This window comes from Acinetobacter sp. SM1B (assembly GCF_003289665.1).
Lineage (GTDB): Bacteria > Pseudomonadota > Gammaproteobacteria > Pseudomonadales > Moraxellaceae > Acinetobacter > Acinetobacter schindleri.
In genome coordinates, this window is sequence record NZ_QMBM01000001.1 from 277075 (window position 1) to 299801 (window position 22727).

21 protein-coding genes are annotated in these 22727 nt (G+C 45.5%); 13 read left to right on the plus strand and 8 right to left on the minus strand.

Annotated elements, in window-relative coordinates; translation table 11 throughout:
* Nucleotides 1-19 precede the first annotated feature (19 nt).
* The gene (gene ribA / locus C8322_RS01325) at nt 20-622 is read right to left on the minus strand and encodes a GTP cyclohydrolase II (RefSeq protein ID WP_048881805.1); all 603 of its coding nucleotides are present in this window, start codon (nt 620-622) and stop codon (nt 20-22) included.
* A gap of 310 nt (nt 623-932) precedes the next feature.
* Between ribA and dxs the strand changes: the two genes are divergently transcribed.
* From dxs to C8322_RS01365, 8 genes are all read left to right on the plus strand, one after another.
* A complete protein-coding gene (gene dxs, locus C8322_RS01330; protein WP_004809861.1) occupies nt 933-2837 on the plus strand; it encodes a 1-deoxy-D-xylulose-5-phosphate synthase in 1905 nt (634 codons plus the stop codon).
* Between the two features lie 119 nt (nt 2838-2956).
* Nucleotides 2957-3787, plus strand: a complete 831-nt coding sequence (locus tag C8322_RS01335) for an inositol monophosphatase family protein (protein ID WP_004809859.1) — start codon at nt 2957-2959, stop codon at nt 3785-3787.
* Between the two features lie 450 nt (nt 3788-4237).
* Nucleotides 4238-6103 carry a DEAD/DEAH box helicase gene (locus C8322_RS01340; protein WP_111810305.1) on the plus strand — a complete coding sequence of 622 codons (1866 nt, stop codon included), beginning with the start codon at nt 4238-4240 and terminating at the stop codon, nt 6101-6103.
* A 401-nt stretch (nt 6104-6504) separates the two neighbouring features.
* Nucleotides 6505-7323 (plus strand): ABC transporter ATP-binding protein, encoded by an 819-nt coding sequence (locus C8322_RS01345; protein WP_004809856.1) that lies wholly within the window; start codon nt 6505-6507, stop codon nt 7321-7323.
* Entirely contained in the window at nt 7320-8099 is a 780-nt protein-coding gene (mlaE, locus tag C8322_RS01350) for a lipid asymmetry maintenance ABC transporter permease subunit MlaE (protein WP_004809853.1), read from the plus strand. The genes C8322_RS01345 and mlaE overlap by 4 nt, the downstream gene beginning before the upstream one ends.
* Nucleotides 8099-8776, plus strand: a complete 678-nt coding sequence (locus C8322_RS01355) for an outer membrane lipid asymmetry maintenance protein MlaD (protein WP_004809851.1) — start codon at nt 8099-8101, stop codon at nt 8774-8776. Before mlaE ends, C8322_RS01355 begins: the two co-directional genes overlap by 1 nt.
* A 17-nt stretch (nt 8777-8793) precedes the next feature.
* Nucleotides 8794-9429 carry an MlaC/ttg2D family ABC transporter substrate-binding protein gene (locus C8322_RS01360; RefSeq protein WP_004809849.1) on the plus strand — a complete coding sequence of 212 codons (636 nt, stop codon included), beginning with the start codon at nt 8794-8796 and terminating at the stop codon, nt 9427-9429.
* A gap of 12 nt (nt 9430-9441) precedes the next feature.
* Nucleotides 9442-9732 carry an STAS domain-containing protein gene (locus tag C8322_RS01365; RefSeq protein WP_004809846.1) on the plus strand — a complete coding sequence of 97 codons (291 nt, stop codon included), beginning with the start codon at nt 9442-9444 and terminating at the stop codon, nt 9730-9732.
* 270 nt (nt 9733-10002) lie between these two features.
* Here C8322_RS01365 and C8322_RS01370 read toward each other — a convergent pair whose 3' ends face one another.
* On the minus strand, nt 10003-11016 hold the full coding sequence (locus tag C8322_RS01370) for a CorA family divalent cation transporter (RefSeq protein WP_004809844.1): 1014 nt from the start codon (nt 11014-11016) through the stop codon (nt 10003-10005).
* A gap of 153 nt (nt 11017-11169) precedes the next feature.
* Between C8322_RS01370 and C8322_RS01375 the strand changes: the two genes are divergently transcribed.
* Together C8322_RS01375 and C8322_RS01380 are read left to right on the plus strand one after the other, a co-directional pair.
* Entirely contained in the window at nt 11170-11760 is a 591-nt protein-coding gene (locus C8322_RS01375) for a TIGR00730 family Rossman fold protein (RefSeq protein ID WP_008303018.1), read from the plus strand.
* A gap of 31 nt (nt 11761-11791) precedes the next feature.
* On the plus strand, nt 11792-12193 hold the full coding sequence (locus C8322_RS01380) for an NUDIX hydrolase (protein ID WP_004809841.1): 402 nt from the start codon (nt 11792-11794) through the stop codon (nt 12191-12193).
* A gap of 1 nt (nt 12194) precedes the next feature.
* Here C8322_RS01380 and C8322_RS01385 read toward each other — a convergent pair whose 3' ends face one another.
* Both C8322_RS01385 and recG read right to left on the minus strand, forming a co-directional pair.
* On the minus strand, nt 12195-12830 hold the full coding sequence (locus C8322_RS01385; protein WP_004809839.1) for a ComF family protein: 636 nt from the start codon (nt 12828-12830) through the stop codon (nt 12195-12197).
* Nucleotides 12817-14862 (minus strand): ATP-dependent DNA helicase RecG, encoded by a 2046-nt coding sequence (recG, locus tag C8322_RS01390; RefSeq protein ID WP_008303014.1) that lies wholly within the window; start codon nt 14860-14862, stop codon nt 12817-12819. Before recG ends, C8322_RS01385 begins: the two co-directional genes overlap by 14 nt.
* 34 nt (nt 14863-14896) lie before the next feature.
* Between recG and C8322_RS01395 the strand changes: the two genes are divergently transcribed.
* Nucleotides 14897-15715: an NAD-dependent epimerase/dehydratase family protein gene (locus C8322_RS01395; RefSeq protein WP_111810306.1), complete on the plus strand. Its 819-nt coding sequence runs from the start codon at nt 14897-14899 to the stop codon at nt 15713-15715.
* 120 nt (nt 15716-15835) lie between these two features.
* Here C8322_RS01395 and plsB read toward each other — a convergent pair whose 3' ends face one another.
* Nucleotides 15836-18397, minus strand: coding sequence for a glycerol-3-phosphate 1-O-acyltransferase PlsB (gene plsB, locus C8322_RS01400; protein WP_111810307.1), 2562 nt, complete (start codon nt 18395-18397; stop codon nt 15836-15838).
* Between the two features lie 285 nt (nt 18398-18682).
* Between plsB and C8322_RS01405 the strand changes: the two genes are divergently transcribed.
* Nucleotides 18683-19555, plus strand: coding sequence for an acyl-CoA thioesterase (locus C8322_RS01405; protein WP_004809832.1), 873 nt, complete (start codon nt 18683-18685; stop codon nt 19553-19555).
* Nucleotides 19556-19613: 58 nt separating this feature from the next.
* Here C8322_RS01405 and C8322_RS14660 read toward each other — a convergent pair whose 3' ends face one another.
* A complete protein-coding gene (locus tag C8322_RS14660) occupies nt 19614-19742 on the minus strand; it encodes a hypothetical protein (protein ID WP_005223361.1) in 129 nt (42 codons plus the stop codon).
* 199 nt (nt 19743-19941) lie between these two features.
* Between C8322_RS14660 and C8322_RS01410 the strand changes: the two genes are divergently transcribed.
* Nucleotides 19942-21192, plus strand: a complete 1251-nt coding sequence (locus C8322_RS01410) for a dicarboxylate/amino acid:cation symporter (protein ID WP_004809831.1) — start codon at nt 19942-19944, stop codon at nt 21190-21192.
* Here C8322_RS01410 and C8322_RS01415 read toward each other — a convergent pair.
* Nucleotides 21174-21593 carry a VOC family protein gene (locus tag C8322_RS01415; protein ID WP_004809829.1) on the minus strand — a complete coding sequence of 140 codons (420 nt, stop codon included), beginning with the start codon at nt 21591-21593 and terminating at the stop codon, nt 21174-21176. The two genes, C8322_RS01410 and C8322_RS01415, sit on opposite strands and share 19 nt — an antisense overlap.
* A gap of 97 nt (nt 21594-21690) precedes the next feature.
* Nucleotides 21691-22635 (minus strand): metal-dependent hydrolase, encoded by a 945-nt coding sequence (locus tag C8322_RS01420; RefSeq protein ID WP_004809828.1) that lies wholly within the window; start codon nt 22633-22635, stop codon nt 21691-21693.
* Between the last annotated feature and the right edge of the window lie 92 nt (nt 22636-22727).

The following is a 22727-nucleotide window of genomic DNA, read 5'->3' on the forward strand; positions in this document are numbered from 1 at the left end:
AGGGGAGATTAAATAAAAATCAAAAATCATCCTTCCGATACAGATGCGCCATACGTTCATGCTTGGTCTTAAGATACTGTTCATTAAATGGATTTAGACCAACCGTCAGAGGTACACGATCCACCACATTAATACCTAAGTCTTTAAGTGCATTGATTTTTGTAGGGTTATTGGTAATCAAACGTACAGCTTTTACCCCTAAATGATCCAGCATGATGCTACACATATCGTATTGGCGTGCATCTGCTGGCAGGTTTAGCATCAGGTTGGCATCTACGGTGTCATGACCTTGATCCTGCAAAGCATAGGCTCGGATTTTATTGGTCAAACCAATCCCACGGCCTTCCTGACGCAAGTACAAAATCACACCACGACCGACTTCATTAATCAGCTTTTGTGTCGCCTGAAGTTGCGGTCCACAATCACATTTCAGTGAGGCAAAAGCATCACCCGTCAAACACTCAGAATGTACACGCACCAGCACGGGTTCATCACTCGATTCTTCCAGTCCTTTAGATAACGCGACATGTTCTTCGCCAGTCTTAGGGTCTTGAAAAACAGTAATTTTAAATTCACCATGAGCGGTAGGTAATCTTGATGTTGCGACAAACTCGATAGGCACAGCTGAACCCGTTAAATCCTGAAATTGCTCAAAGTATAGCGTAATGATTGGACATTAGTAGGGTTGCATAGATGATTTTCTGGAGAACATTTTCTTTTTTGTATAAAGCGAACGATAATAGTTGATAAACAGTAAGATTATTCAGGATAATCGTATTCTGCAAATTTTACCCTGATCAAGCTCATTGTTTAATATTGCGCCGTTAACAGCTTTAGTCAATTGAAGCTGCTACAATTCGACTATATGATCGGGACTCCCCATAGACAGACCTAGCTTAGGATTTGCCAGGCTTTTGAAGGCTTTGCCATTTATGCTGTATACAGAAATACCAACTCAACGCCCTGTAACACCGTTGCTTGATGCGATCGATCATCCAGAGCAATTGCGTTCACTTGAGCAAAATCAGCTTGAGCAGGTGGCCGATGAGTTACGTCAGTACATTTTGTATGCTGCAGGACAAAGTGGTGGGCATTTTGGTGCCAATCTGGGGGTGATTGAGCTGACTGTAGCTTTGCACTATTGCTTCAATACGCCAGACGACCGCCTGATCTGGGATGTAGGTCATCAGGCATATCCGCATAAAGCCTTAACCGGTCGTCGTGAGCAATTAACCACGATTCGTGCCAAAAATGGCTTGGCTGCATTCCCGGCGCGTGATGAATCTGAATTTGATACTTTCGGGGTAGGGCATTCTTCTACTGCGATTTCAGCAGGCTTGGGCATGGCCTTGGCGCGTCGCTATCAAAAGAATCCATGTGAAGTGGTGTCCATTATTGGTGATGGTGCAATGACGGCAGGTATGGCCTTTGAAGCCATGAATGACGCCGTCGCGCACAATGCAGATCTGATGGTGGTGCTGAATGATAATGACATGTCGATTTCCTGCAGCACTGGCGGTTTTGCCAAGCATCTCGCTGCACTGTGGGAACGTGGTGAGTCGGTGAATATTACTGAAGAGGGTGAAGCTTTCGTTCAGCCGCATCCAGAATGGGTGTATAACTCACGTCTGCATTGTGCAGCGACTGATGCTGCCGATAACCTGTTTAAGGCGATTGGTTTTGATTATTTTGGTCCTTATGATGGTCATGATCTGAGTCAATTGGTGCATGTGTTTAATGCACTGAAAAAGCGTAAAGGTCCACGTCTGATTCATGTCTATACCAAAAAAGGCAAAGGCTTTGCTCCGGCAGAAGCAGAACAAATTAAATATCATGCGATTAGTCGTTTAAATGCAGGATCTACTGCAAATCCAGCACCAAAATATTCTGATGTCTTTGGTCAGTGGCTGTGTGATGAAGCGGCGAAAGATGACCGCTTGCTGGCCATTACCCCAGCCATGTGTGAAGGCTCAGGCATGGTGGAATTTGCTAAGCAATATCCTGAGCGTTTCTTTGATGTCGCGATTGCAGAACAGCATGCGGTAACGCTAGCAGCGGGTATGGCTTGCGAAGGTTTGAAGCCGGTTGTAGCGATCTATTCAACGTTTTTGCAACGTGGTTATGACCAGTTAGTACATGATGTGGCGCTACAAAATCTGGATGTGACGTTTGCTATCGATCGTGCTGGTCTGGTTGGTGAAGATGGTCCGACCCATGCCGGAGCATATGACTATGCTTATATGCGTACCATTCCGAATCTGGTGATCATGGCGCCAAAAGACGAAAATGAATGTCGCCAGATGCTACATACTGCGTATCTCTATAAAGGTCCGGCAGCAGTACGTTATCCGCGTGGGAGTGGTCTGGGTGTTGAGATTCAGCAAGACATGGTTGAATTACCAATGGGTCAGGCTGAAATCGTAGCGAGCTTTAATGGTCAGCATGATGACTATATCTCTGTACTGGCATTTGGTAGCCGAGTGCAGGCCGCTATCGATGCAGCCCAAGCCTTTGCTGCAAAACATGATGTGGCAGTACGTGTGGTGAATATGCGTTTCATCAAACCACTGGATACCCAAATGCTAGATGATATTGCGCCAAGTACCACTCTGTTCGTGACAGTCGAAGAACATGCAGTGATGGCAGGTGCGGGCAGTGCAGTCAATGAATATCTGGCTGAAGCGCAGATCGTAAAACCAATTTTAAATCTTGGTCTTGCTGATACCTTTATGGCGCAAGCGACCCATGCACAGATGCTGCAACAGGCAGGACTTGATGCTCAAGGCATTGAAAAGTCAATGAATCAGGCCTGGTCTTCACTTACCCAGCCAGTCTGAAACAACGTCTTCAAAATTTTAGACACATTTTTTCCCAAAAAGCCCTTAGATTTGCTAAAATGTAGGGGCTTTTATGCATTATTCTTTATCAATATCTTCAAATTTGTAGTGGGTGTTCAATGGAACCTATGGTGGTGATGGCTGCGCGTGCGGCTCAATTAGTTGGTCAAGAGCTTTTAAAAGCGCATCAAAATCGTCATAAACTCGATCTACAAGTCGAAGAGAAAGGCATTGATGGTCCTGTAACGCGTGTTGACCGTTACCTAGAGCAACTGACTATCGATACGCTGCGTAAAAGTTATAAAAACCACAGCTTCCTTGGTGAAGAGTTTGGTTTGCAAGAAGGTAAAGGTCACGACGCTGAATGGTGTTGGGTGATTGATCCTCTTGACGGTACACTGAACTTCATCAACGGTTTCCCGCATTTCTGTATCTCTATTGCTGTTCAGCACAAAGGCGTAACCCAACACGGTGTGATCTATGACCCTGTGAAAGACGAGCTATTCTCTGCAAGTCGTGGTCGTGGTGCGATGCTGAACCAGCGTCGTATCCGTGTAAATGTGAAAGACAACTTGCAGAATTCTTTCCTGGCAGTCGGTCATGCTTACCGCGCTCAACGTGGCGGTGAAGTGGTGTCTTATGCGAAAAACCATTTCGAATCACTATTAAACGTTACTGAGGCAGGTGCTCAATACCGCCGTGCAGGTTCTGCTGCGCTGGATCTGGCTTATGTTGCGGCAGGTCGTTTAGATGGTTACTTTGAACTTGGTTTGAAACCTTGGGATATCGCTGCTGGTGAACTGATTGTGAAAGAAGCGGGCGGTACAGTGGTTGATGCACGTGGTGGCAGCGAATCTATGGAAAAAGGTCAGGTCATTGCCTGCTCTATGAAAATGCTGAAACCTTTAATGCAGGCAGTTGTTCCTGCATGGGGCGAGGCAGCTAAATAATCGGGTTTAGACATTTTGGTTTAAAACATATAAGAGGCATCCTAAGGGATGCCTTTTTTATGACTGGATAATATTTTTTTCTGCTAAATATAGTTAAAATATCAACTAATTTTAGATTAATACAAAATAACAATAAAACTTAATGACATTATTTTAAATCCTGCTATAATCCGCGCACGCACTTAATTTCTGTTCGTTACCTGAACATTTCTCTTCTTATCATTGTGTATGCGCGTGCGGTCCAAAGAGAGGACGATATCTCGCGCCCCAATCGCTAAAGCGATTCCTTCAGGTTATGCCGTAATCATGCGTGCGTTATATCACATCGTCGTTACTCGGATCGCCGCTGAATGATCTCTTATTTTCAGCGTATATTGCTGTACCGCTTTTTGTCGATGTTCATTTGACTTTATTTTTAATGGAGCACCCAATTTCCGGGTGAAAGACTCTATGAGCAAAACTTTTGCTGATTTTCCTCTACACGAAACCTTACAACAAGCTTTACAAGCACTAGGCTTTACTGCGCCTACACCTGTACAGGAACTATCTATTCCTGCGGCGCTTGAAGGTAAAGACCTTCTAGTGTCAAGCCAGACTGGTTCTGGTAAAACTGCAGCCTTCCTTCTCCCTACATTGAATGGCCTTGCAACTGAAGATACTTTCGTTCCGTTCAAAGAACGCATGAAAGCGGTAACTCAACCGAATATCCTGGTAATTTCACCAACACGTGAACTTGCACAACAGGTTTGTCAGGATGCGATTGCATTTGTACGTCACATGAAAGGTGTTCGTATTGCTGCAATCATGGGTGGTATGCCATTTGGTAAACAAATCCAACAATTAAAAGGTGCACAAGTTGTAGTTGCGACACCAGGTCGTTTACTTGATCTTGTTAACCGTCGCCAGATTAAACTGGACAAAGTTGATGCGTTAATCGTCGACGAAGCTGACCGTATGTTAGACCTTGGTTTCTCTGAAGACCTAGAGGCAATCGGTGACTTGGCTGCGAACCGTAAACAGACTTTGATGTTCTCTGCAACATTTGCACCGCGTATCATCACGCTTGCTGAACGTATGATGAATGAGCCAGAGCGTATTGCGATCGAAACTGGTCACTCTACGAATACTGACATCACTCAGACTTTGCACTGGACTGATGGCTTTGAGCACAAGAAAAAATTACTGACTCACTGGTTAAACGAAGAAGACGTTGATCAGGCAGTTGTATTCGCTTCTACGCAAGAAGATACCGATATGCTGGCTGAAGAACTTGCTGAAGCAGGTCTATCAGTAGTAGCACTTCACGGTGCAATGCCACAGACAGTTCGTAACCGTCGTCTACGCAGCATCCGTGAAGGTCGTGCAAAAATCTTGGTTGCAACTGACGTTGCAGCACGTGGTCTAGACGTACCAACAATCTCTCACGTCATCAACTTCGGTCTTCCAATGAAGAACGAGGACTATGTACACCGTATTGGTCGTACAGGTCGTGCGGGCCGTACTGGTAAAGCGATTACTTTAGCGACTTACCGTGAACGCGGTAAAATCCGTGCGCTTGAAGACTACCTGGATGCTCGTTTAGAAGTATCTGAAATCGAAGGTCTTGAGCCATCTCCACCTCCTGCACGCGGTAGCCGTGATGGCGCTGGTCGTGGTCGTGATGGCGGTCGTGGCGGCCGTGGTGGCTTCGGCGGTGGTCGTCGTTTCGAAGGTGAAGGTAACTTCAAACGTCGTGATGGTGGTGATGACCGTCCACGTCGTAGCTTTGATGACAAACCTCGTGGCGAACGTCCTGCGTTCGGTGGCGAAGATCGCCCACGTCGTGACTTCAACAGCGATCGTCCACGTCGTGAAGGCGGTTTCGGTGATCGTCCTAAACGTGACTTCGGTGATCGTCCAGCTCCACGTCGTGAAGGTGGTTTCGGTGACCGTCCGCAACGTTCTTTCGATGACCGTCCAAAACGTGATTTTGGCGACCGTCCTCGTTTCGAAGGTTCTGATGACAACCGTGGCAACCGCGTAGACTACAAACCACGTCGTGAAGGTTCTTTTGGTGACCGTCCTAAACGTGATTTCGGTGATCGTCCGGCGCCACGTCGTGAGGGTGGTTTTGGGGATCGTCCTAAACGTGATTTCGGTGATCGTCCGGCGCCACGTCGTGAAGGTGGTTTCGGTGACCGTCCAGCACGTTCATTTGGTGATGACCGTCCTAAACGTGATTTCGGTGGTGATCGTCCACGCCGTAACTTCGATGACAAACCACGTGGTGAGCGTTCGTTCGGTGAAGACCGTCCACGTCGCAAATTCAATGACTAATTGAATCTGGCCAGAAAAAACCAGCGGTAACGCTGGTTTTTTATGCATGCATTTTTTTAAAGTTTTAGGTAAAGTGTGTGCCATTCCTGAATTTGAATCGGTTATGATAACTAATCCTCAAAAATCACACTTGGCTCGTTATATCCATGAGGTTGTTATGCCTTATATTGCGCTGATCCTGATCTTATGTAACATCATTCTCTTTCTCTATAATTTTTATAATTGAATGATTATTGAACATATAAGCAGACGATAAAATTATAAAAATAAATCATGCTTTCTCATTTTTTTCATTCAGATATTGCCTTTTTGCCATTGTAACATTCCGATCAAAAGGTAACATTTAGAGAGTTAATCCTTTATAGTACGCATGCTGAAAAAATGCAGGAAAACGCTTAGCTATGAAAAATCAAACAGCGTTTGAGACTCAATCACTCATAGAAGTGAAAGGTTTGAGCTTCAAGCGAGGCGAACGTGTGATTTATGAGAATGTCAGCCTGAACATTCGACGTGGTCAGATCACTGCCATTATGGGACCTTCTGGTACCGGTAAAACTACATTATTGCGTCTTATTGGCGGACAGCTAACGCCAGATCAAGGACAGGTGTTGCTGGATGGCAAGGATATCGCACGCATGTCACGTAGTGAGCTGTTTGCTGCACGTGCACGTATGGGCATGTTATTCCAGAGCGGTGCTTTGTTCACAGATATGAGTGTTTATGAAAATGTCGCTTTCCCGATTCGTGCACATACCAAATTGCCTGAGCACTTGATCGCAGAAATCGTGGCACTCAAGCTGGAATCTGTCGGTCTGCGCGGTGCAGAGCAGATGATGCCCTCTGAATTATCTGGTGGTATGAACCGTCGTGTGGCTCTAGCACGTGCGATTGCACTTGACCCAGAGCTGATCATGTATGACGAACCATTCGCCGGGCAAGACCCGATCGTGATGGGTGTATTAACACGTCTGATTCGTTCCCTGCGTGAAGCATTAGACCTGACTACAATTATCGTTTCGCATGATGTAGCAGAAACTCTATCCATTGCGGACTACATTTACGTAGTGGCAGAAGGAAAGATCCAGGGCGAAGGTACACCTGAAGAATTAAAAGCACATCCTTCTGCATTTGTTCAGCAGTTCCTGACGGGTTCCGTTGAGGGACCTGTGGATTATCAGTTTAGTCATGCGGCTTATTTAAGTGATGAGGTGCGTTCATGAATGCAATTGCCTTATTGGGTAGACGCGTCATAGAACGTGTGCGCGGGATTGGGGTTGCGACCTTGATGCTGTTGCAAATTCTGATTTCGATGCCAACCTGGCTGGGGTTTAAGCTATTTGTCTACCAGATGTACCGTGTTGGGGTGCTCTCTTTACTGATCATCGTAGTTTCGGGTCTGTTTATTGGTGCTGTTCTCGGTTTGCAGATGTATACCATTCTGGCGACCTTTGGCAGTGAAGCCATGTTAGGTACCGCAGTAGCTCTAACCTTATTACGCGAACTGGCACCGGTTGTGGCAGCGCTCTTGTTTGCTGGTCGTGCCGGTTCCGCATTGACAGCCGAAATCGGTCTGATGAAAGCCACTGAACAGTTATCCAGTATGGAGATGATTGGGGTTGATCCGCTAAAAAGGGTCATTTCACCACGTCTTTGGGCGGGGATTTTCAGTCTGCCAATGCTGTCCGTAATTTTTGCTGCCGTAGGGATTATGGGCGGTAAAATGGTCGGTGTAGATTTCCTTGGCGCAGATGAAGGTGCGTACTGGAGCGGTATGGAAAGTACCGTGCAGTTCTACAAGGATATCTTTAACGGTACCATCATTAAAAGTTTTGTATTTGCATTGATTTGTACATGGATTGCGGTCTATCAGGGTTATGCCTGTGAACCGACATCTGAAGGGATTGCAACGTCCACAACACGTACTGTGGTGTATTCATCGTTGTGTGTTTTAGGTTTTGATTTCGTGTTGACTGCGGTCATGTTCGGAGGTGTTTAATGAAATCACGTACCAGTGAGCTGGCCGTTGGTGTTTTTGTCATTTTGTTTGGAATTGCAATTTTCTTCCTGGCAATGCGTGTCAGTGGTTTGGTCGGAACCAATATTGCCGACAGCTATAAAATGACAGCAACTTTCGAAAATGTAAATGGCATTAAGCCACGTGCCAAAGTGGCTTTAAGCGGTGTGAAAGTCGGTCAGGTCGATACGATTACACTTGATCCAGTCACCCGATTAGCCACTGTACATATGACGCTAGATGGTTCACTGACATCATTTAATGCTGAACAGTTAAAGAAAGTACAGCAAGAAGCCTTAGATGAGTTACGTTACAGCACTGACTATGAAGCTGCGGCACCTGCGCAACAAAAAGCAATGGAAAAGCAACTCTTAGACAACATGACATCCATTACCAATATTGATGAAGATGCTTACATTATGGTAGCAACCAATGGTTTGCTGGGTGAAAAGTATTTGAAAATTATTCCAGGCGGCGGTCTGAATTATTTGAAACGTGGTGATCAGATTGCCAATACCCAGGGCACGATGGAAATTGAAGATTTAATTACCAAATTCGTGACAGGTGGAGCAGGCAGTAAGTCATCAGAAACTCAGGAGGCATCTGCTGATGCAGTAACTTCTGAAGCTACAGATGCAGAACCTGCATTTGTTGAATAATGATTGAGGAAATTTGAGTGAATATTTTAGTAAAGCAAACCCTTGCAGCATGCATTCTATCTACTATGGCGATGGGAAGTGTTTTCGCTGCACCGGCTGAAGCACCACCTGCATTTATCAAGAAAGTTGCAGACAATCTGGTGGCTCGTCTGAAAGCAGACCATAGCAAGTTGCAGAGCAATCCGGCACTGGTGAAAACTATTATTCGTCAGAATCTTGATCCATATATCGATTCACAAGCATTTACCCGCATTGTGATGGGAACGTATGCAACTAATCAGTATAGCTCTGCTGCACAGCGTGCTCAGTTTGAACGTAATTTCCGTGAAACGCTGACTGAAAATTATGGTTCAGCATTTGCCAAATATACCAACCAGTCTTATACCATGCGTCCGTACAAAGACACGGGTAGCAAAAATCCAGTTGTAACCATTGATTTCCATAATAATGGCGAGAAAATTCCGGTTTCTTTCCAGTTGGCCGATAAAGGTTCACAATGGAAAATCCGTAATATCAACGTGTCTGGTATTGATCTAGGTTTACAGTTCCGTAACCAGTTTGCAGCGACTGTAAAACGTAATGGCGGTAACTTGGATAAAGCAATTGCAAACTTCAAGCCAGATGCAGAAGCAGCGGTTGAAAAGAAAAAATAAGATAGGTGAGCTGTGATCAGATTCAGTAATCAGGAACTGCATGTTATAGGCAAAATCGACTATAACAATGCGCAGCAATACTATGAACAGGGGCTGCGTGAAATTCAGTCACAGACAGTTTTTCCTATTGTGGTAAATCTGGCTGAGCTTGAAAGTGGCAGTACTCTGGCTTTGGCGATATTGGTCAGATGGTTACGTCAGACGCCACAAGCCAAAGGATTGCAGTTTAAAGCTGTTCCTCCAAAAGTGATGAAGATCATACAGTCCTGTCACCTGGAGAATGATTTACAGATCATTCAGTAGAGAGAAAAAGCACCGAAAGGTGCTTTTTTATTGTGATTAGATTTTAAGAAATAATGAAAATCAAATAGATCTAAGTATAGATTGCAAGTTCTCTCTCCCTCAGGGAGAGTTAAAGAGAGAGGGTGAAAATCCTCACCTAACTCCTCCTCTGGAAAAGGAGGGGGAATTTTCTTCACTTTTTTAGAGAGAAGTTGACGAGGGATTAAATAGATATAAGTTAAATACAGAGATTTCTTGCGCTTTGCTTTGAAGCAGTGCCTCAAAGCTCGCTCAAATCCATTTCTTCCATCTAAAGTAAATCAATGGTCCAATGAAGAATGCGACCAGAATCAGCCCGACAATAATAAAGCTGGTGGTGCCATGTGCAAAAGGCAGAACTTCTGTGTTCATCCCATAAATACTCGCAATCAGCATCGGTGGCGCAAGCATACTTGGCAAGATCGAGAATCGACGGATCGTGTCATTCTGTTCGGTATTAATGAATCCGGAAGTTGTATCGAGCAGGAATCGCACCTTCTGGAATAAGAAAGCATCATGCTCAACCAGAGAGCGTACATCTTCACTGAGCTCTCGAATGTCCGCATCATAGATATGACTACCGAGCGCCCGTGGACGGGACAGGAAGGTCAGTACCCGGCGTAAATCGATCAGACAAAGCTGGGCTTTTCCAAGCATATCCTCGAGCTGTGCCAGACGGGTAATCATGTCATCCAGATCCAGAATCTGTTCACGATGGCGGTTATTCAGGACTTCGGTTGAGTATTTTTCCAGATCCTTGTGCACATCTTCCAGAATATCCGCCAGCTCATCCAGCTTGGCTTCAAGCAGGCCAAGTAGAATCCAGGTCGGATCCTTGTAATCAATCTCATAATCATTGCGGCGCGCACGAGCACGAAAGGCACGGAACGCTACCAGCTTTTCCCCACGCAAGGTAAACAGCCGGTCTTTATGCAGAATGAAGGCAACGGTTTGCACCGTGGCTAAAATGCTGGATTGATCTTCAGTATCTTCTTCAACCTGATAGTTTTTATTTTTCGTTAAAAAATAAGTGCTGATATGCAAAATACCGTCATCATCGCGGTAGAATCGGGCACTGGATGAAATGTCTTCTAATGATTTGAGGGTAGGAAGATTTTGCTCATAAGCGTCCATGATCCATTGCTGCTCTTCCTGTGAAGGAGCAATCAGATCGACCCAAACCAAATCTTGATGTAAATCAAAGTCGCCATTAATAGTGGCATCTTCTAGGCTACCGCGCTCTGTGGCATAAAAGGCTTCAAGCATGCTGTCTTTTCTCCCTTGCGCAGTATGTAAATTGGAATGGGTGTATTTTAGACAAGGAATTGAATAAAAACACTGATTGAACAGTTATTTTTTCAAAAAAAGCTTCGATCAGGGATTCCTTGCGATACAGCTAGAACTAAATGGTGAAAAATGATGAATTCTATCGCAATTTTTTGTGGTTCCGCACTGGGGATCGCACCTGTTTATACCGAGATTGCTGAAAAAGTCGGCCAGACGCTGGCAGCTAGACAGCAAACACTGGTCTATGGTGGTGGCCGTTCAGGCTTGATGGGAATTGTTGCGGACAGTACTCTGGCTGCGGGCGGCCAAGTGATTGGGGTGATTCCAAAGCAGCTGGTAGACCGTGAATTGGCCCATCCAGGTCTGACTGAACTGCATATTGTTGAAAATATGCACGAGCGCAAAACCAAAATGTCAGAACTGGCAGATGGTTTTATTGCGATACCGGGTGGTGTAGGAACACTGGAAGAAATCTTTGAGCAATGGACCTGGGCACAGCTCGGTATTCATGAAAAGCCATGTGCATTTTTAAATGCAGAAAACTTCTATACCGGTTTGATTCATTTTATTCAGCACACGACTGAACAGGGTTTTACCAAGGCACGTTTTACCGAGAAACTCATTGTCAGTGAAGAAATTGAAACAATTCTGGATGCTTTTGAGAATTATCAACCACCGCAAGCGAAATGGGGGATGGTTGATCAGCAAGATCTCGTGAAATAAGCCCATTGATCATTTTTAAATTTGAGTAGTTATGAACGTTATTACTGTTGCCGCCGGCATTGTACTGAATGAAGCACAGCAATTATTGGTCGTGCGCAAGAAAGGCACCAGCTGCTTTATGCAGGTGGGTGGCAAGCTGGAACCGAATGAAGCACCTGAAGTGACGATTGTTCGTGAAATTCAGGAAGAGATCTGCTGTCAGGCTGAAGTACAGCAATTTGTTGGTCGTTTTGAAACGAAGACCGCGAATGAACCTGACCACCAACTGGTCAGTTATGTATATCTGGTCAAACTGGATCAAATGCCAACAATTGAGGCGGAGATTGCCGAGATGAAATGGATTGATCTCAATGAACAAGACTTAGCACTGGCCCCGTTAACCACAGAAATTGTGATTCCATGGGTGAAGTCAAATCTATTGGCTCAAGCTTAATTTAAAGCTTTGCACCTGCGACACAGGCTGTATAAATTTGCTGGCAGCCAAGTTCTTCGAGCTTCTGATTAAGTGCACGAATTGAACTGCCAGTTGTTACCACATCATCAATAATCAGTACTTTACGATAACGCAATTTTGATGATGTACTAATCTGAAATTGTGCTTCAATATCTTCAATCCGTTCCAGGCGGCTTAAGCCTTTTTGTGAATGCTGTTTGAGCCGGCTCACCGGTTGCCATACTGGAACTTGAAGATGCTTTGCGACCTGTTTAGCCAGCAGTAAGGACTGGTTATAGCCACGCTGTACCAGTTTGTCTGTCGAGATTGGCATCGGAACGACTGCGCTGACTTTGGGAAGTTTCAAACTGATAAGCGCACCTGCTAACAAGTTTTCCAGATAAAGCTTTTGCTCATATTTGAACAACTGAATCAGACGATCCATCGGATAATCATAATGGCAGGCAATCTGTACCTGCATTTCCTGGCGCTGGATGGTCTGATGTGCCCAGGGTAACTGGTTCCAGCAATCCTGGCATACTGAATGAATTGTTTGATAATCGTTGTGACAAAGCTGGCAGGGTTGTAACTTGCCCAGCCAATGTTTGCCTTGCTGAATCAGCTTAGACATAGGCATAACGTGGTGCCTCAGGTAACCAGCGTTTTAATAGCGCATCAGCCTGTTTCGGATAATCCTTTAACATCTGCTGCGCCACATAATGTGCCTGATTGAGCAGGTGGTCATCCCGTTCCAGCTTGGCTACCCGGAAACCCATATCTCCGGTTTGTTTGGTGCCAAGCAGTTCACCTGGACCACGCAGTTCCAGATCCTTTTCTGCGATAATAAAGCCGTCATTGGTTTCCCGCATGATACGCAAACGTTCCTGACCATTCTGAGAAAGAGGATGCTTATACAGGAGTACACAGAAACTGGCTTTGGCACCCCGACCAACACGGCCACGCAGCTGATGCAGTTGTGAGAGGCCGAGACGCTCAGCATTCTCAATCACCATCAGAGAAGCATTCGGTACATCGACACCCACCTCAATCACGGTCGTGGCAATCAATAGCTGCAATTCATTATTTTTAAATTGTTGCATCACCGCCTGCTTTTCATCAGGCTTCATCTTGCCATGGACCAGACCGATATTGATTTCCGGGAAGCGTTCCTTAATTTCGGCAAAAGTGGCTTCGGCTGCTTGGGCATCTAAAGTTTCCGACTGTTCGACCAGAGTACAGACCCAATACGCTTGCTTACCTTCAGCACAGTTGGTGGCAATACGTTGGAGTACCTCTTCACGGCGGTCCAGTGGGATAGTGACGGTCTGAATCGGAGTACGACCGGGTGGCAGTTCATCAATAACTGAAGTGTCCAGATCGCCATACGCAGACATGGCAAGCGTACGTGGAATTGGTGTCGCCGTCATGACCAGTTGATGTGGGGACATACCATCCAGCCCTTTATTGCGTAGAGCCAGACGCTGATCCACACCAAAGCGATGCTGTTCATCAATAATTACCAGCCCCAATTTGGCAAACTCGACATTTTCCTGAAACAAGGCATGGGTGCCGACCACCAGATTGGCACTACCATCTCTAATGCTTTGTTCTGCCGCAGTACGGGCTTTACCTTTTTGCTTGCCAGATAGCCAGGAAACAGTCAGTCCCAGTGGCTCAAACCATTTTTTAAAATTTAAATAATGCTGTTCTGCTAGAATTTCGGTTGGTGCCATGAGGGCCACTTGCCAGCCTTCTTCCAGAGCATGACAGGCCGCCACACCAGCAACCAGTGTTTTACCTGCACCGACATCGCCCTGTACCAGACGCAACATCGGTTTGTTGCCTTTCATGTCATGGGCAACTTCTCGTGAAACACGTTTTTGCGCCCCCGTCATTTCAAAAGGTAGACCCGCGAGCAACTGTTTGGCATAACGCTTACTTGGTGAAAATGCAGGCGCTTCAATCTGCTGAATAAAGGCACGGCGGGTCAGTAAACTGATCTGATGCGCGACCAGTTCCTCAAAGATCAGACGCTGCTGGGCTGGGTGGGAACCCTGTGCCAGCTGCAACATGTTGGCATCGACTGGAGGGTGATGGATATATTCCAGTGCCTGCTTCAGGTCATAGCCATTGCTGAATTTAGCCGGTAGCAATTCCGGTAGATCATCACTGTGTAGGGCGAGCGCCTGCTTGATATATTCACGTAATTTGGGTTGCGTCAGGCCTTCAGTTGCCGGATAGATTGCCGTAAGTTGTGTCTGCGGAAGTGGGGTATGTTCAGTAATGACCTGTAATTCGGGGTGATACATTTCCAGGCCACGGGCACCAACACGCACTTCGCCAAAAACTCTTAATCTTGCACCAACTTTGCAGCGGTCGGTAATGCCTTTATAGATATGATAGAAACGTAGGGTCACCTTGCCGCAATCATCATCCAGCAGTACGGCCATGGACTTGCGTTTACCTGGTGGAAAATCTACGCCTTTGACAATACCTTCCAGCAAATAACTACGTCCCACAGTCAATTGATTCATGGGAATGATCGTGCTACGGTCTTCGTAGTCACGTGGCAGATGAAAGAGCAAATCATCAGTTGTGAACAGATTTAATTTTTCAAGTAATGTGGCGGCGGCATTGCCGACACCTTGTAACTGATGGACTGCAGCCATGTCCCCTCAACCAGGTTTTGTGATTCGGTGCTGAATGCATATTTTATTTATCGGTTATGGTAAAACATCCGCACGCATAGCTAAACAATTATTTGAGCAAGGTCATCAAATTAGCACAATCAGTCGCAGTGCGAAAACAGATTCCTGTGCCACTCATCATGTTCAGGATGTGCATCAGCTCGATTTAAGCAGCCTTGCACCGATTGACTGGGTCTACGTCTTGCTCAGTCCTGACCAGAGTACGCTCGAAGCTTATCAGCAGACTTATCTGGATTCAGTCGGTCCAATTGTTAGGGCGCTAAAATCCCATCCGATACAACGTCTGGTTGTCGTATCTTCCACCCGGGTCTATGGCGAGAATGCCGGAGAGCGGGTGGATGATGACAGTGCAATTTATCCGAATGATCCGCAAGGCAAAGTCCTGCATCAAATGGAGCAGATTTATTTAGCTGCTTATCCAGACCAATGTACGATCATCCGCCCAAGTGGGATTTATGGAGCTTCAGTTGCACGCTTGGAAAAAATGGCACGATTTATGTCCAGTTATCCAAATCTGCACTGGTCGAATCGGATTCATATTGAAGACTTGTCACGTTTTATGGCTGAGATGATTCACGTGGAACATCTTGAATCTTCATATATTTTGACCAATAACCAGCCACAACTGTTGCATGAAGTTCTGCAATGGTTTCAGCAGCAGATGAGATTGCCTTTATTAAAGGTAGAAAGTGAGCAGGTGACGGGGAAGAAACTATATGCTACCCGTATGCAAAAAATGGGATATGAGTTAAAGCATCAAGATTGTTTTCAGGATTATTTGGAATTGATGAAGTTATTCACTCATCTTGAATAAAGTTGGGTTCCCTCTCCTTTTAGGAGAGGGTTAGGGAGAGGTAAGTTTTTAAACATTTTCTCTCATCCCTCTTGCGAAGCAATGCTTCTCATCCCAGAGGGAGAGGGCGCTTAAATAATCTTACTTTTTCTTCCGTTTCGCACGCTTCTTGGCTTGTTCAGCTGCCAAGGCATCCAAAGCTTCTTTCAATTCTTCATCCGTAAAGGCTGTAAGGTTATGAAGCATTTGCAGCTTCACTTCGTCCAATACCAGATCCGCATACTGAGCGATATTTTTGAAGCTTTCATCAAAGACAATCGCATTGTCTTCATTAGTACTGATATAACCTTTTTGAGTTAACGTTTTGATAAAGCTTTGGAACAGCGCCTTATCAAAGAATTCTGGTGAATTGAATTCATACAGTACAGACAAACGCTGACCTACCAGATGGCTTAATTCTTCAACTTGACGGGTGGAGATATTGCCTGAACCACGTTGGGTAATCAGTGCCAGCGTCATGTAATAGCGCTCGATACTTTGCATGACAGGTGCAGCCAAAACTTCTAGCTGATGATGCGCTTCGCTGTTTGGTGTAGGTGCAACCAGATTTTCACCATCCTGTGCAATCAACTTCGCTGCAATTAAGGCATCAATATAAGCGTCTACTGGTGCCTTGATTTCATCTTCATGCCATTTCAGGAACAGTTCAGCTTTCAGGAATGGGTATAAGGTGCTGCTGATATTCACCAGATCATCACGGCGAATAATGCCATTATGATTTACCAGGGCGGCTACCAGTGATGGTAATACAAAAGCATGCACAATATTGTTGCGGAAATAGGTCAGTAAAATTGCCTGATTATCTTCGATAGCGATAATATTACCCAGCACATGATTGACGCGTTTGATCAGTTTTAACTTCATTGCATAGGCAATGATTTCTTTCCCGGACAACGGCGTCACTTGCATACGTTCATCATATGGCAAAGACGTCAGCAGATTACGATAAGTATCTAACTGTTTGATACAAATCGCCTCATCCAGCGTATGTTTTGGTGTTGCTAATAAAATGAGTGATAGCAGGGATACCGGGTTAATGACGGCTGCACGGTTAATATTTTCCAGAATCGCCTGTGCAGAACTATTCACTGCTTCAGATACTGCTGGCGGGATCGGATCATCATTCTTTTCAATCTTGATTTCATCTGCACCATGCTGTTTCAGCATGTCATCCAGAAAGACGGGCTCACCAAAATTCAGATGTACCTTACCGAAAATACGTTCAATCTTGCGCAAGGTTTTTAGAATGCCAAAAATAGATTCTGCTTCTTTTTCCTTACCGTTCATTTCACCTACATAAGTTGCACCTTCCATCAGACGTTCATAGCCGATATAGGTGGGTACAAATACGATAGGCTTCGCTTTGCCACGCAAATGACCATGCACGGTCATTGCCAGCATGCCGGTTTTCGGTGGTAACAGACGACCGGTACGTGAACGGCCACCTTCAATAAAGTATTCCAGTGGAGTATTACGTGACAGAACGCTATATAGATATTCTTTGAAAACTGTCGTATAGAGTGCATTACCGCGGAAAGTACGGCGGATAAAGAAGGCACCACCGCCACGCAAGATCTGGCCAACAAATGGCATGTTCAGGTTATCACCCGCTGCGATGTACGGCACCATCAAACCACGACGATAAATCACATAAGATAATAACAGGTAGTCGATATGACTACGGTGACATGGTGCATAGACGATTTCATAGTCTTTCGCCAGTTCACGTACCGTACTGAAGTTATGTACATCAATGCCGTCATAGAGCTGAGTCCAGAGACGGGTCAGGGCCTTATCGGCAAAACGTACGGTTGAGTTGGAATAATCTGATACGATTTCATTTAAATAACCAATGGCACGGCGTTCAGCTTCATCCACACTGATCTTGCTGCGGATACTTTCATTACGGATAGCCGCCTGCACATCTGGAGATTTGATCAGACCCTGCATCACATTACGGCGATCTGAAAGGTCAGGCCCCAGCACTACTTCTCGCTGGGCATCCAGATAGTCATTCAAGGTACTGACAATATAAGTTGCTGGAGACAGGTTCGGATGTGTCACTTTGGCATGATCAATGAGTGCACGCAGAGACTGTGCTTCATGGAACTCCAGATAAGACTGACGACCATGCAGACCAATATTCACCAGCTGTTTCATCTTGCTTGGTGTTGACCAGGTATCGGTAAATAACAATTTGAACCAGGAATCTTCTTTCTCTGGCTCACGACCCCATAGCACGGTCACCGGAATCAGTTCCACATCCAGTTCTGGATTCTGTTCCAGTACTTCAATCAAACGCAGCAGACGTGGTGGAAAAGCATGTGGCGGCGAGCTCAGCAGATTGCTTTCATCATGATATTGCAGGAACAATACCGAAGCTTTTTCCCGGCGCGTACCTAAATCCATTGGATCAAGTGCAGCAGGCAATTTGAGACGACGGGTTTCACCATCTACCACCAGCGCATTACTGCGAGAATGGTTTTGCAGAACATAACAGACAATCTTTTTCTGATTTTGCTGGTCAGCCGCTGGAGCAGGGACTTCCGTTGGTACTTCCCCAAGTACATGCGGGGTAACCACAAGTTCAAGCATCTTACTTGAAAGCTTGCGATACATTTGACCAAAGCCACTCTTGGACATACCTACTCCTAATTTTACTGACCAGAACCACAGGATTTCTGAGGGGGATCTATTTTGATAGATTGTATTTGAAAACAATATGTCATTTTCTAACAAATTCTACAAAAGTTCTTTGATTTTAACGTGAAAAAACGTTTTTTTTAGCGAAACGTCCATTAAGGGAATGACAGGTCAGTCAGTCAATCTCTAGGGATTTACTCAGAATTTATGGCAGAATATTACCAGAAATGAAACACATTGTTATTTTTCCAATTTTGGATATCCCGAACATCGTATAGGTTGCCTATGAATGTCTTAACACAAGAACTGGTTGAATTGCTTAGCCTGGAAAAGCTGGAAGAGAATATTTTCCGTGGAATTAGCCGTAACCTGGTAGGCAAGCGCGTATTCGGTGGGCAGGTATTAGGACAGGCTTTGCGTGCTGCATCGTATACGACTGATCGTCCAGCACATTCATTGCATGCCTATTTCCTGTTTGGAGGAGATGTCAATGCACCGATTATCTATGAAGTAGATCGTATCCGTGATGGCAAGAGTTTTGCCAGTCGTCAGGTGCGTGCGATTCAGCATGGCCGTACTATCTTTATGTGTATGGTGTCTTTTGCCGAACCAGAAGAAGGCTTGAACTATCAGATTTCTGAACCAGAATATCCCTCAGTCGACAGCCTGAAAAATGAGGCAGAACTGAAGCATCAGATTGTTGAATTCGTACCGGAAAATGTCCGTGCTTCATTTATGCGTGATCGCCATGTAGAAATTCGTCCTGTGATGCCGGTGAATCCATTCCAGCCGCAACCGGAAGCGCCAAATTATGCGCACTATATCCGTACCCATGGGCAAGTCGCTCCGGAAGTTGATGAGGTTTCGCTGCATCAGGCGATTGCTGCCTTCTACTCAGACTTTACCTTGATGACAACAGCATTGCGTCCACATGGTCTGAGCTATATTTCACCAAACCTGCAATGTGCCAGCATCGACCATGCCATGTATTTCCATAAGCCATTCCGGGCCGATGAATGGATGCTTTACGACATGGATGCGACAGTGAGTGCCAGCTCACGTGGCCTGAACTTCGGTCGTATGTGGCAAAATGGGGAACTGGTCTGTAGTACAACCCAGGAAGGTCTGATCCGTTTGCGGGAAATTGAAACCCAGTAAGAGTCAAAATAAAAAAGCCGGATTAGAGTTCCGGCTTTTTTATGGATGTGATTTGAAGTTAGTGGCAATGTGGCACATCATTGCTTGAATGCTTATGGCAGCCTTGCTGTTCTTTACCGCCCGAAGAATGTGCAAAAACCTGCCCGATGCTGCAAATAAGTGCAACAGCAATGATCATTTTTTTCATGAACGTGTATTTCCTTTCTATAAAACCAGCTTATTGCACTGATTAAGCACATTGCGTGCCAAAATTTGGTACATCACCATATGGATTAAATGAATAATAAAAGATATTTTGCTGCAAAGCGTTTATAAAATTTTACTCGATTATCCGAAACTTGCATGGCATAGTGCCGGATAAGTTCGATATTAAAATGTCCATGAAGATGAGCTTAAATACGCAGATTCTAGTTGCCGCAGTATTGGGTGTCCTATTTGGTTTTTTATTAAATCTTTTCCCGCAAACCACGTTTGAAGAGCTCAGCCTGTATGGTCTGGGTATCATGAGCAGCATCTTTATTGGTTTGCTAAAGATGTTGCTGGTTCCACTGATCTTTAGCTCGATTGTGGTTGGAGTATCGAATCTGCAAGCTGGTGGTCAGCTGAGCCGAACCTGGAAAATTACCTTGGCATGCTGTGTCACCACGACCACCCTGGCTTTAATCTTGGGATTGGCTTGTGCCCATCTGTTTGATGTAGGCAAGGGTGTCGATGTAGTAATGTTCCAGGATGCCATGGCTCAGCATAAAACTCTGGATACTTTAACGCCATCTTCATTCTTTACCAACTTTATTCAGAATACCCTGATCAATCCGTTTAAGGCCTTTGCCGATGGCAATGTGCTGGCAGTGGTGGTCTTTGCACTCTTTGTCGGTGTGGCACTGGTGGCAGGGGGAGACAAGTTTCGGACGGTGCGTAAGCTCAGTATGCAGTTTTTTGACATCATGATGCTGATGATTGGCTGGGTCATGAAACTGGCGCCATTCGGGATTTTTGCGCTACTGGCCAAGCTGATTGCCACTGAAGATATTTCGGTGCTGAGCCGTCTGGCAGAGTTTGCTGCGGTAGTAACGGGCACCACCATTTTCCACGGTCTGGTAGTTCTACCATTATTGTTGTGGATCTTCGGGAAAATGAACCCGATTACCTTTTTTAAAGGCACTCGTGCAGCCTTGATTACCGCTTTTGCGACCAGTTCCAGTTCTGCAACCATGCCATTATCCATGAAATGTGCCCAGGAAAATCTGGGAGTACGTCCACATACGGCAGGCTTTGTCATTCCGCTTGGAACTCAGCTAAACATGGATGGTACGGCACTGTATGAAGCTGCAGCAGCTTTGTTTATTGCCAACCTCATGGGACTTGATCTGACGTTGGGGCAGCAATTGGTCGTGTGTGCCACAGCAATGATTGCATCTTTAGGCGCACCGGGTATTCCAAGTGCCGGGATGGTGACCATGATCATGGTACTGCAATCAGTTGGCTTGCCGGCAGAAGCTATTGCGATCCTGTTGCCGATTGACCGACTGCTTGATACGGTCAGGACTGTGGTGAATGTGCAGGGTGATATGATGATCAGTGTCGTGGTTGACCGACATACCCGTGAACCGCAGCTGGATCAGTCCATCTCTAGTTGAGGATTGAAAACCACCTCCCACAGATGTCCATCTGGATCCTGAAAATAGCCTGCATAGCCGCCATAAAATGTGGCCTGTGCAGGTTTTACAATCTTGGCTCCAGCTTTTTCAGCCTGAGTCATGACCTGATCGACATCTAATGGGCTATACACATTGTGTCCCAAGGTCATTTGAGTGGGACACATCGGGCTCGGTTCGAGTCCGGTATCATGCTGGATGCTGCTTTGCGGCCATAAAGCCAGTTTTAATCCAGCCTGTAGTTCAATAAATGCGACTGCGCCACATTCAAATTCTTTCCCAACAATGCCTTTGCTGGGAAAGCCCAGCCCATCACAATAAAAGCGTAGTGCAGCCTCCAGGTCGCGAACACCGAGTGTAATCACTGAAATCCGTGCTTGCATGAGCTCATCCTTATGGTCATGTCTGTAGCTTTATCTTAGGTCAAATAAAAAGCAGGGAAATGATCCCTGCTGTTAGAAATTGTAATAAGAGGAGAGCTTAGGCGACTTTTAAACCTGCCCGTTTGGCCGCAGGGGAATGCTCAAGATAATACAGGGCATCATCGGTACTGCCTTCATGCACCGGGTCATACCATGGCATCAGATAGCCGAGTTGCTGAGAAACCAGCCAGAGGGGATTGGATAGCAAACGATTGTCCTGCTGTGAAATACGGAACCATTCTTTCCAGATCCAGGGTTTATATACCGCTGGTTTCAGCTGCTTAAAACGAGGGTCTTGTGCCAACAAGTGTGCTGCACCGTCGACCCACAGACCAATCACTCCAATAATCACCACCACACTTAAATAGTAGCGGGCAATATAACCGCCACCAAGATGACGATATAAGTCAAATGCCACACTGCGATGCTCAATTTCTTCTGCGCCATGCCATTTCACCAGATCTAGCATATTCGCGTCAGCACCGAGCCGTTCCCACTCGGTGTTATAGAGCGCATATTTTCCAAGGACACAGGTCATATGCTCTACAGTTGCGACGACACCAAGCCGGAACAGATCCCATTGATGTTCTGCGATTTTAGGAATTTTCAGACCAAGCGGCTGATCGGCCAGCAATTGATTGAACAGGAAATTCATAATGTCCAGATTGCGCTGGATATCAATCTGGCGTTCAGATAGATACTCTTTATTGGCCGAATTATGTGCCTGAGCATGCATGGCTTCCTGACGGATAAAAGCCTGTACATCATGCTTTAATTTTTCGTCGGTGATCTGAGCGAGAACCTTATTATACAAGCGACAGAACCAGAATTCACCGGCCGGCAAAATATTATTAATTTCATTCACAAAGTAACTGGCGAAAGGCTGATTTGGAATCCAGTCAATCGGGGTAGCCTGCCATTCAAACTTAACTTTGCGCGGTTGGATAAAATAGGAAATTGAAGAGCCAATTTTTGTTGTTTTGAATCGTGAGAGTAAAGACATGGGGTGGATCCATCACTGCTTGATCAATACAGTATGAAAAAAATGTCCCGAATTGCTGCAGGCAATACGGGACATTATTTTGTCACTTGGAT

Excerpts from the sequence above, each read along its gene's own strand:
- dxs (WP_004809861.1), top strand. The coding sequence starts at position 933 with ATGCTGTATACAGAAATACCAACTCAACGCCCTGTAACACCGTTGCTT.
- C8322_RS01335 (WP_004809859.1), top strand. The coding sequence starts at position 2,957 with ATGGAACCTATGGTGGTGATGGCTGCGCGTGCGGCTCAATTAGTTGGT.
- C8322_RS01340 (WP_111810305.1), top strand. The coding sequence starts at position 4,238 with ATGAGCAAAACTTTTGCTGATTTTCCTCTACACGAAACCTTACAACAA.
- C8322_RS01345 (WP_004809856.1), top strand. The coding sequence starts at position 6,505 with ATGAAAAATCAAACAGCGTTTGAGACTCAATCACTCATAGAAGTGAAA.
- mlaE (WP_004809853.1), top strand. The coding sequence starts at position 7,320 with ATGAATGCAATTGCCTTATTGGGTAGACGCGTCATAGAACGTGTGCGC.
- C8322_RS01355 (WP_004809851.1), top strand. The coding sequence starts at position 8,099 with ATGAAATCACGTACCAGTGAGCTGGCCGTTGGTGTTTTTGTCATTTTG.
- C8322_RS01370 (WP_004809844.1), bottom strand. The coding sequence starts at position 11,016 with ATGCTTGAAGCCTTTTATGCCACAGAGCGCGGTAGCCTAGAAGATGCC.
- C8322_RS01375 (WP_008303018.1), top strand. The coding sequence starts at position 11,170 with ATGAATTCTATCGCAATTTTTTGTGGTTCCGCACTGGGGATCGCACCT.
- C8322_RS01380 (WP_004809841.1), top strand. The coding sequence starts at position 11,792 with ATGAACGTTATTACTGTTGCCGCCGGCATTGTACTGAATGAAGCACAG.
- C8322_RS01385 (WP_004809839.1), bottom strand. The coding sequence starts at position 12,830 with ATGCCTATGTCTAAGCTGATTCAGCAAGGCAAACATTGGCTGGGCAAG.
- recG (WP_008303014.1), bottom strand. The coding sequence starts at position 14,862 with ATGGCTGCAGTCCATCAGTTACAAGGTGTCGGCAATGCCGCCGCCACA.
- C8322_RS01395 (WP_111810306.1), top strand. The coding sequence starts at position 14,897 with ATGCATATTTTATTTATCGGTTATGGTAAAACATCCGCACGCATAGCT.
- plsB (WP_111810307.1), bottom strand. The coding sequence starts at position 18,397 with ATGTCCAAGAGTGGCTTTGGTCAAATGTATCGCAAGCTTTCAAGTAAG.
- C8322_RS01405 (WP_004809832.1), top strand. The coding sequence starts at position 18,683 with ATGAATGTCTTAACACAAGAACTGGTTGAATTGCTTAGCCTGGAAAAG.
- C8322_RS14660 (WP_005223361.1), bottom strand. The coding sequence starts at position 19,742 with ATGAAAAAAATGATCATTGCTGTTGCACTTATTTGCAGCATCGGGCAG.
- C8322_RS01410 (WP_004809831.1), top strand. The coding sequence starts at position 19,942 with ATGAGCTTAAATACGCAGATTCTAGTTGCCGCAGTATTGGGTGTCCTA.
- C8322_RS01415 (WP_004809829.1), bottom strand. The coding sequence starts at position 21,593 with ATGCAAGCACGGATTTCAGTGATTACACTCGGTGTTCGCGACCTGGAG.
- C8322_RS01420 (WP_004809828.1), bottom strand. The coding sequence starts at position 22,635 with ATGTCTTTACTCTCACGATTCAAAACAACAAAAATTGGCTCTTCAATT.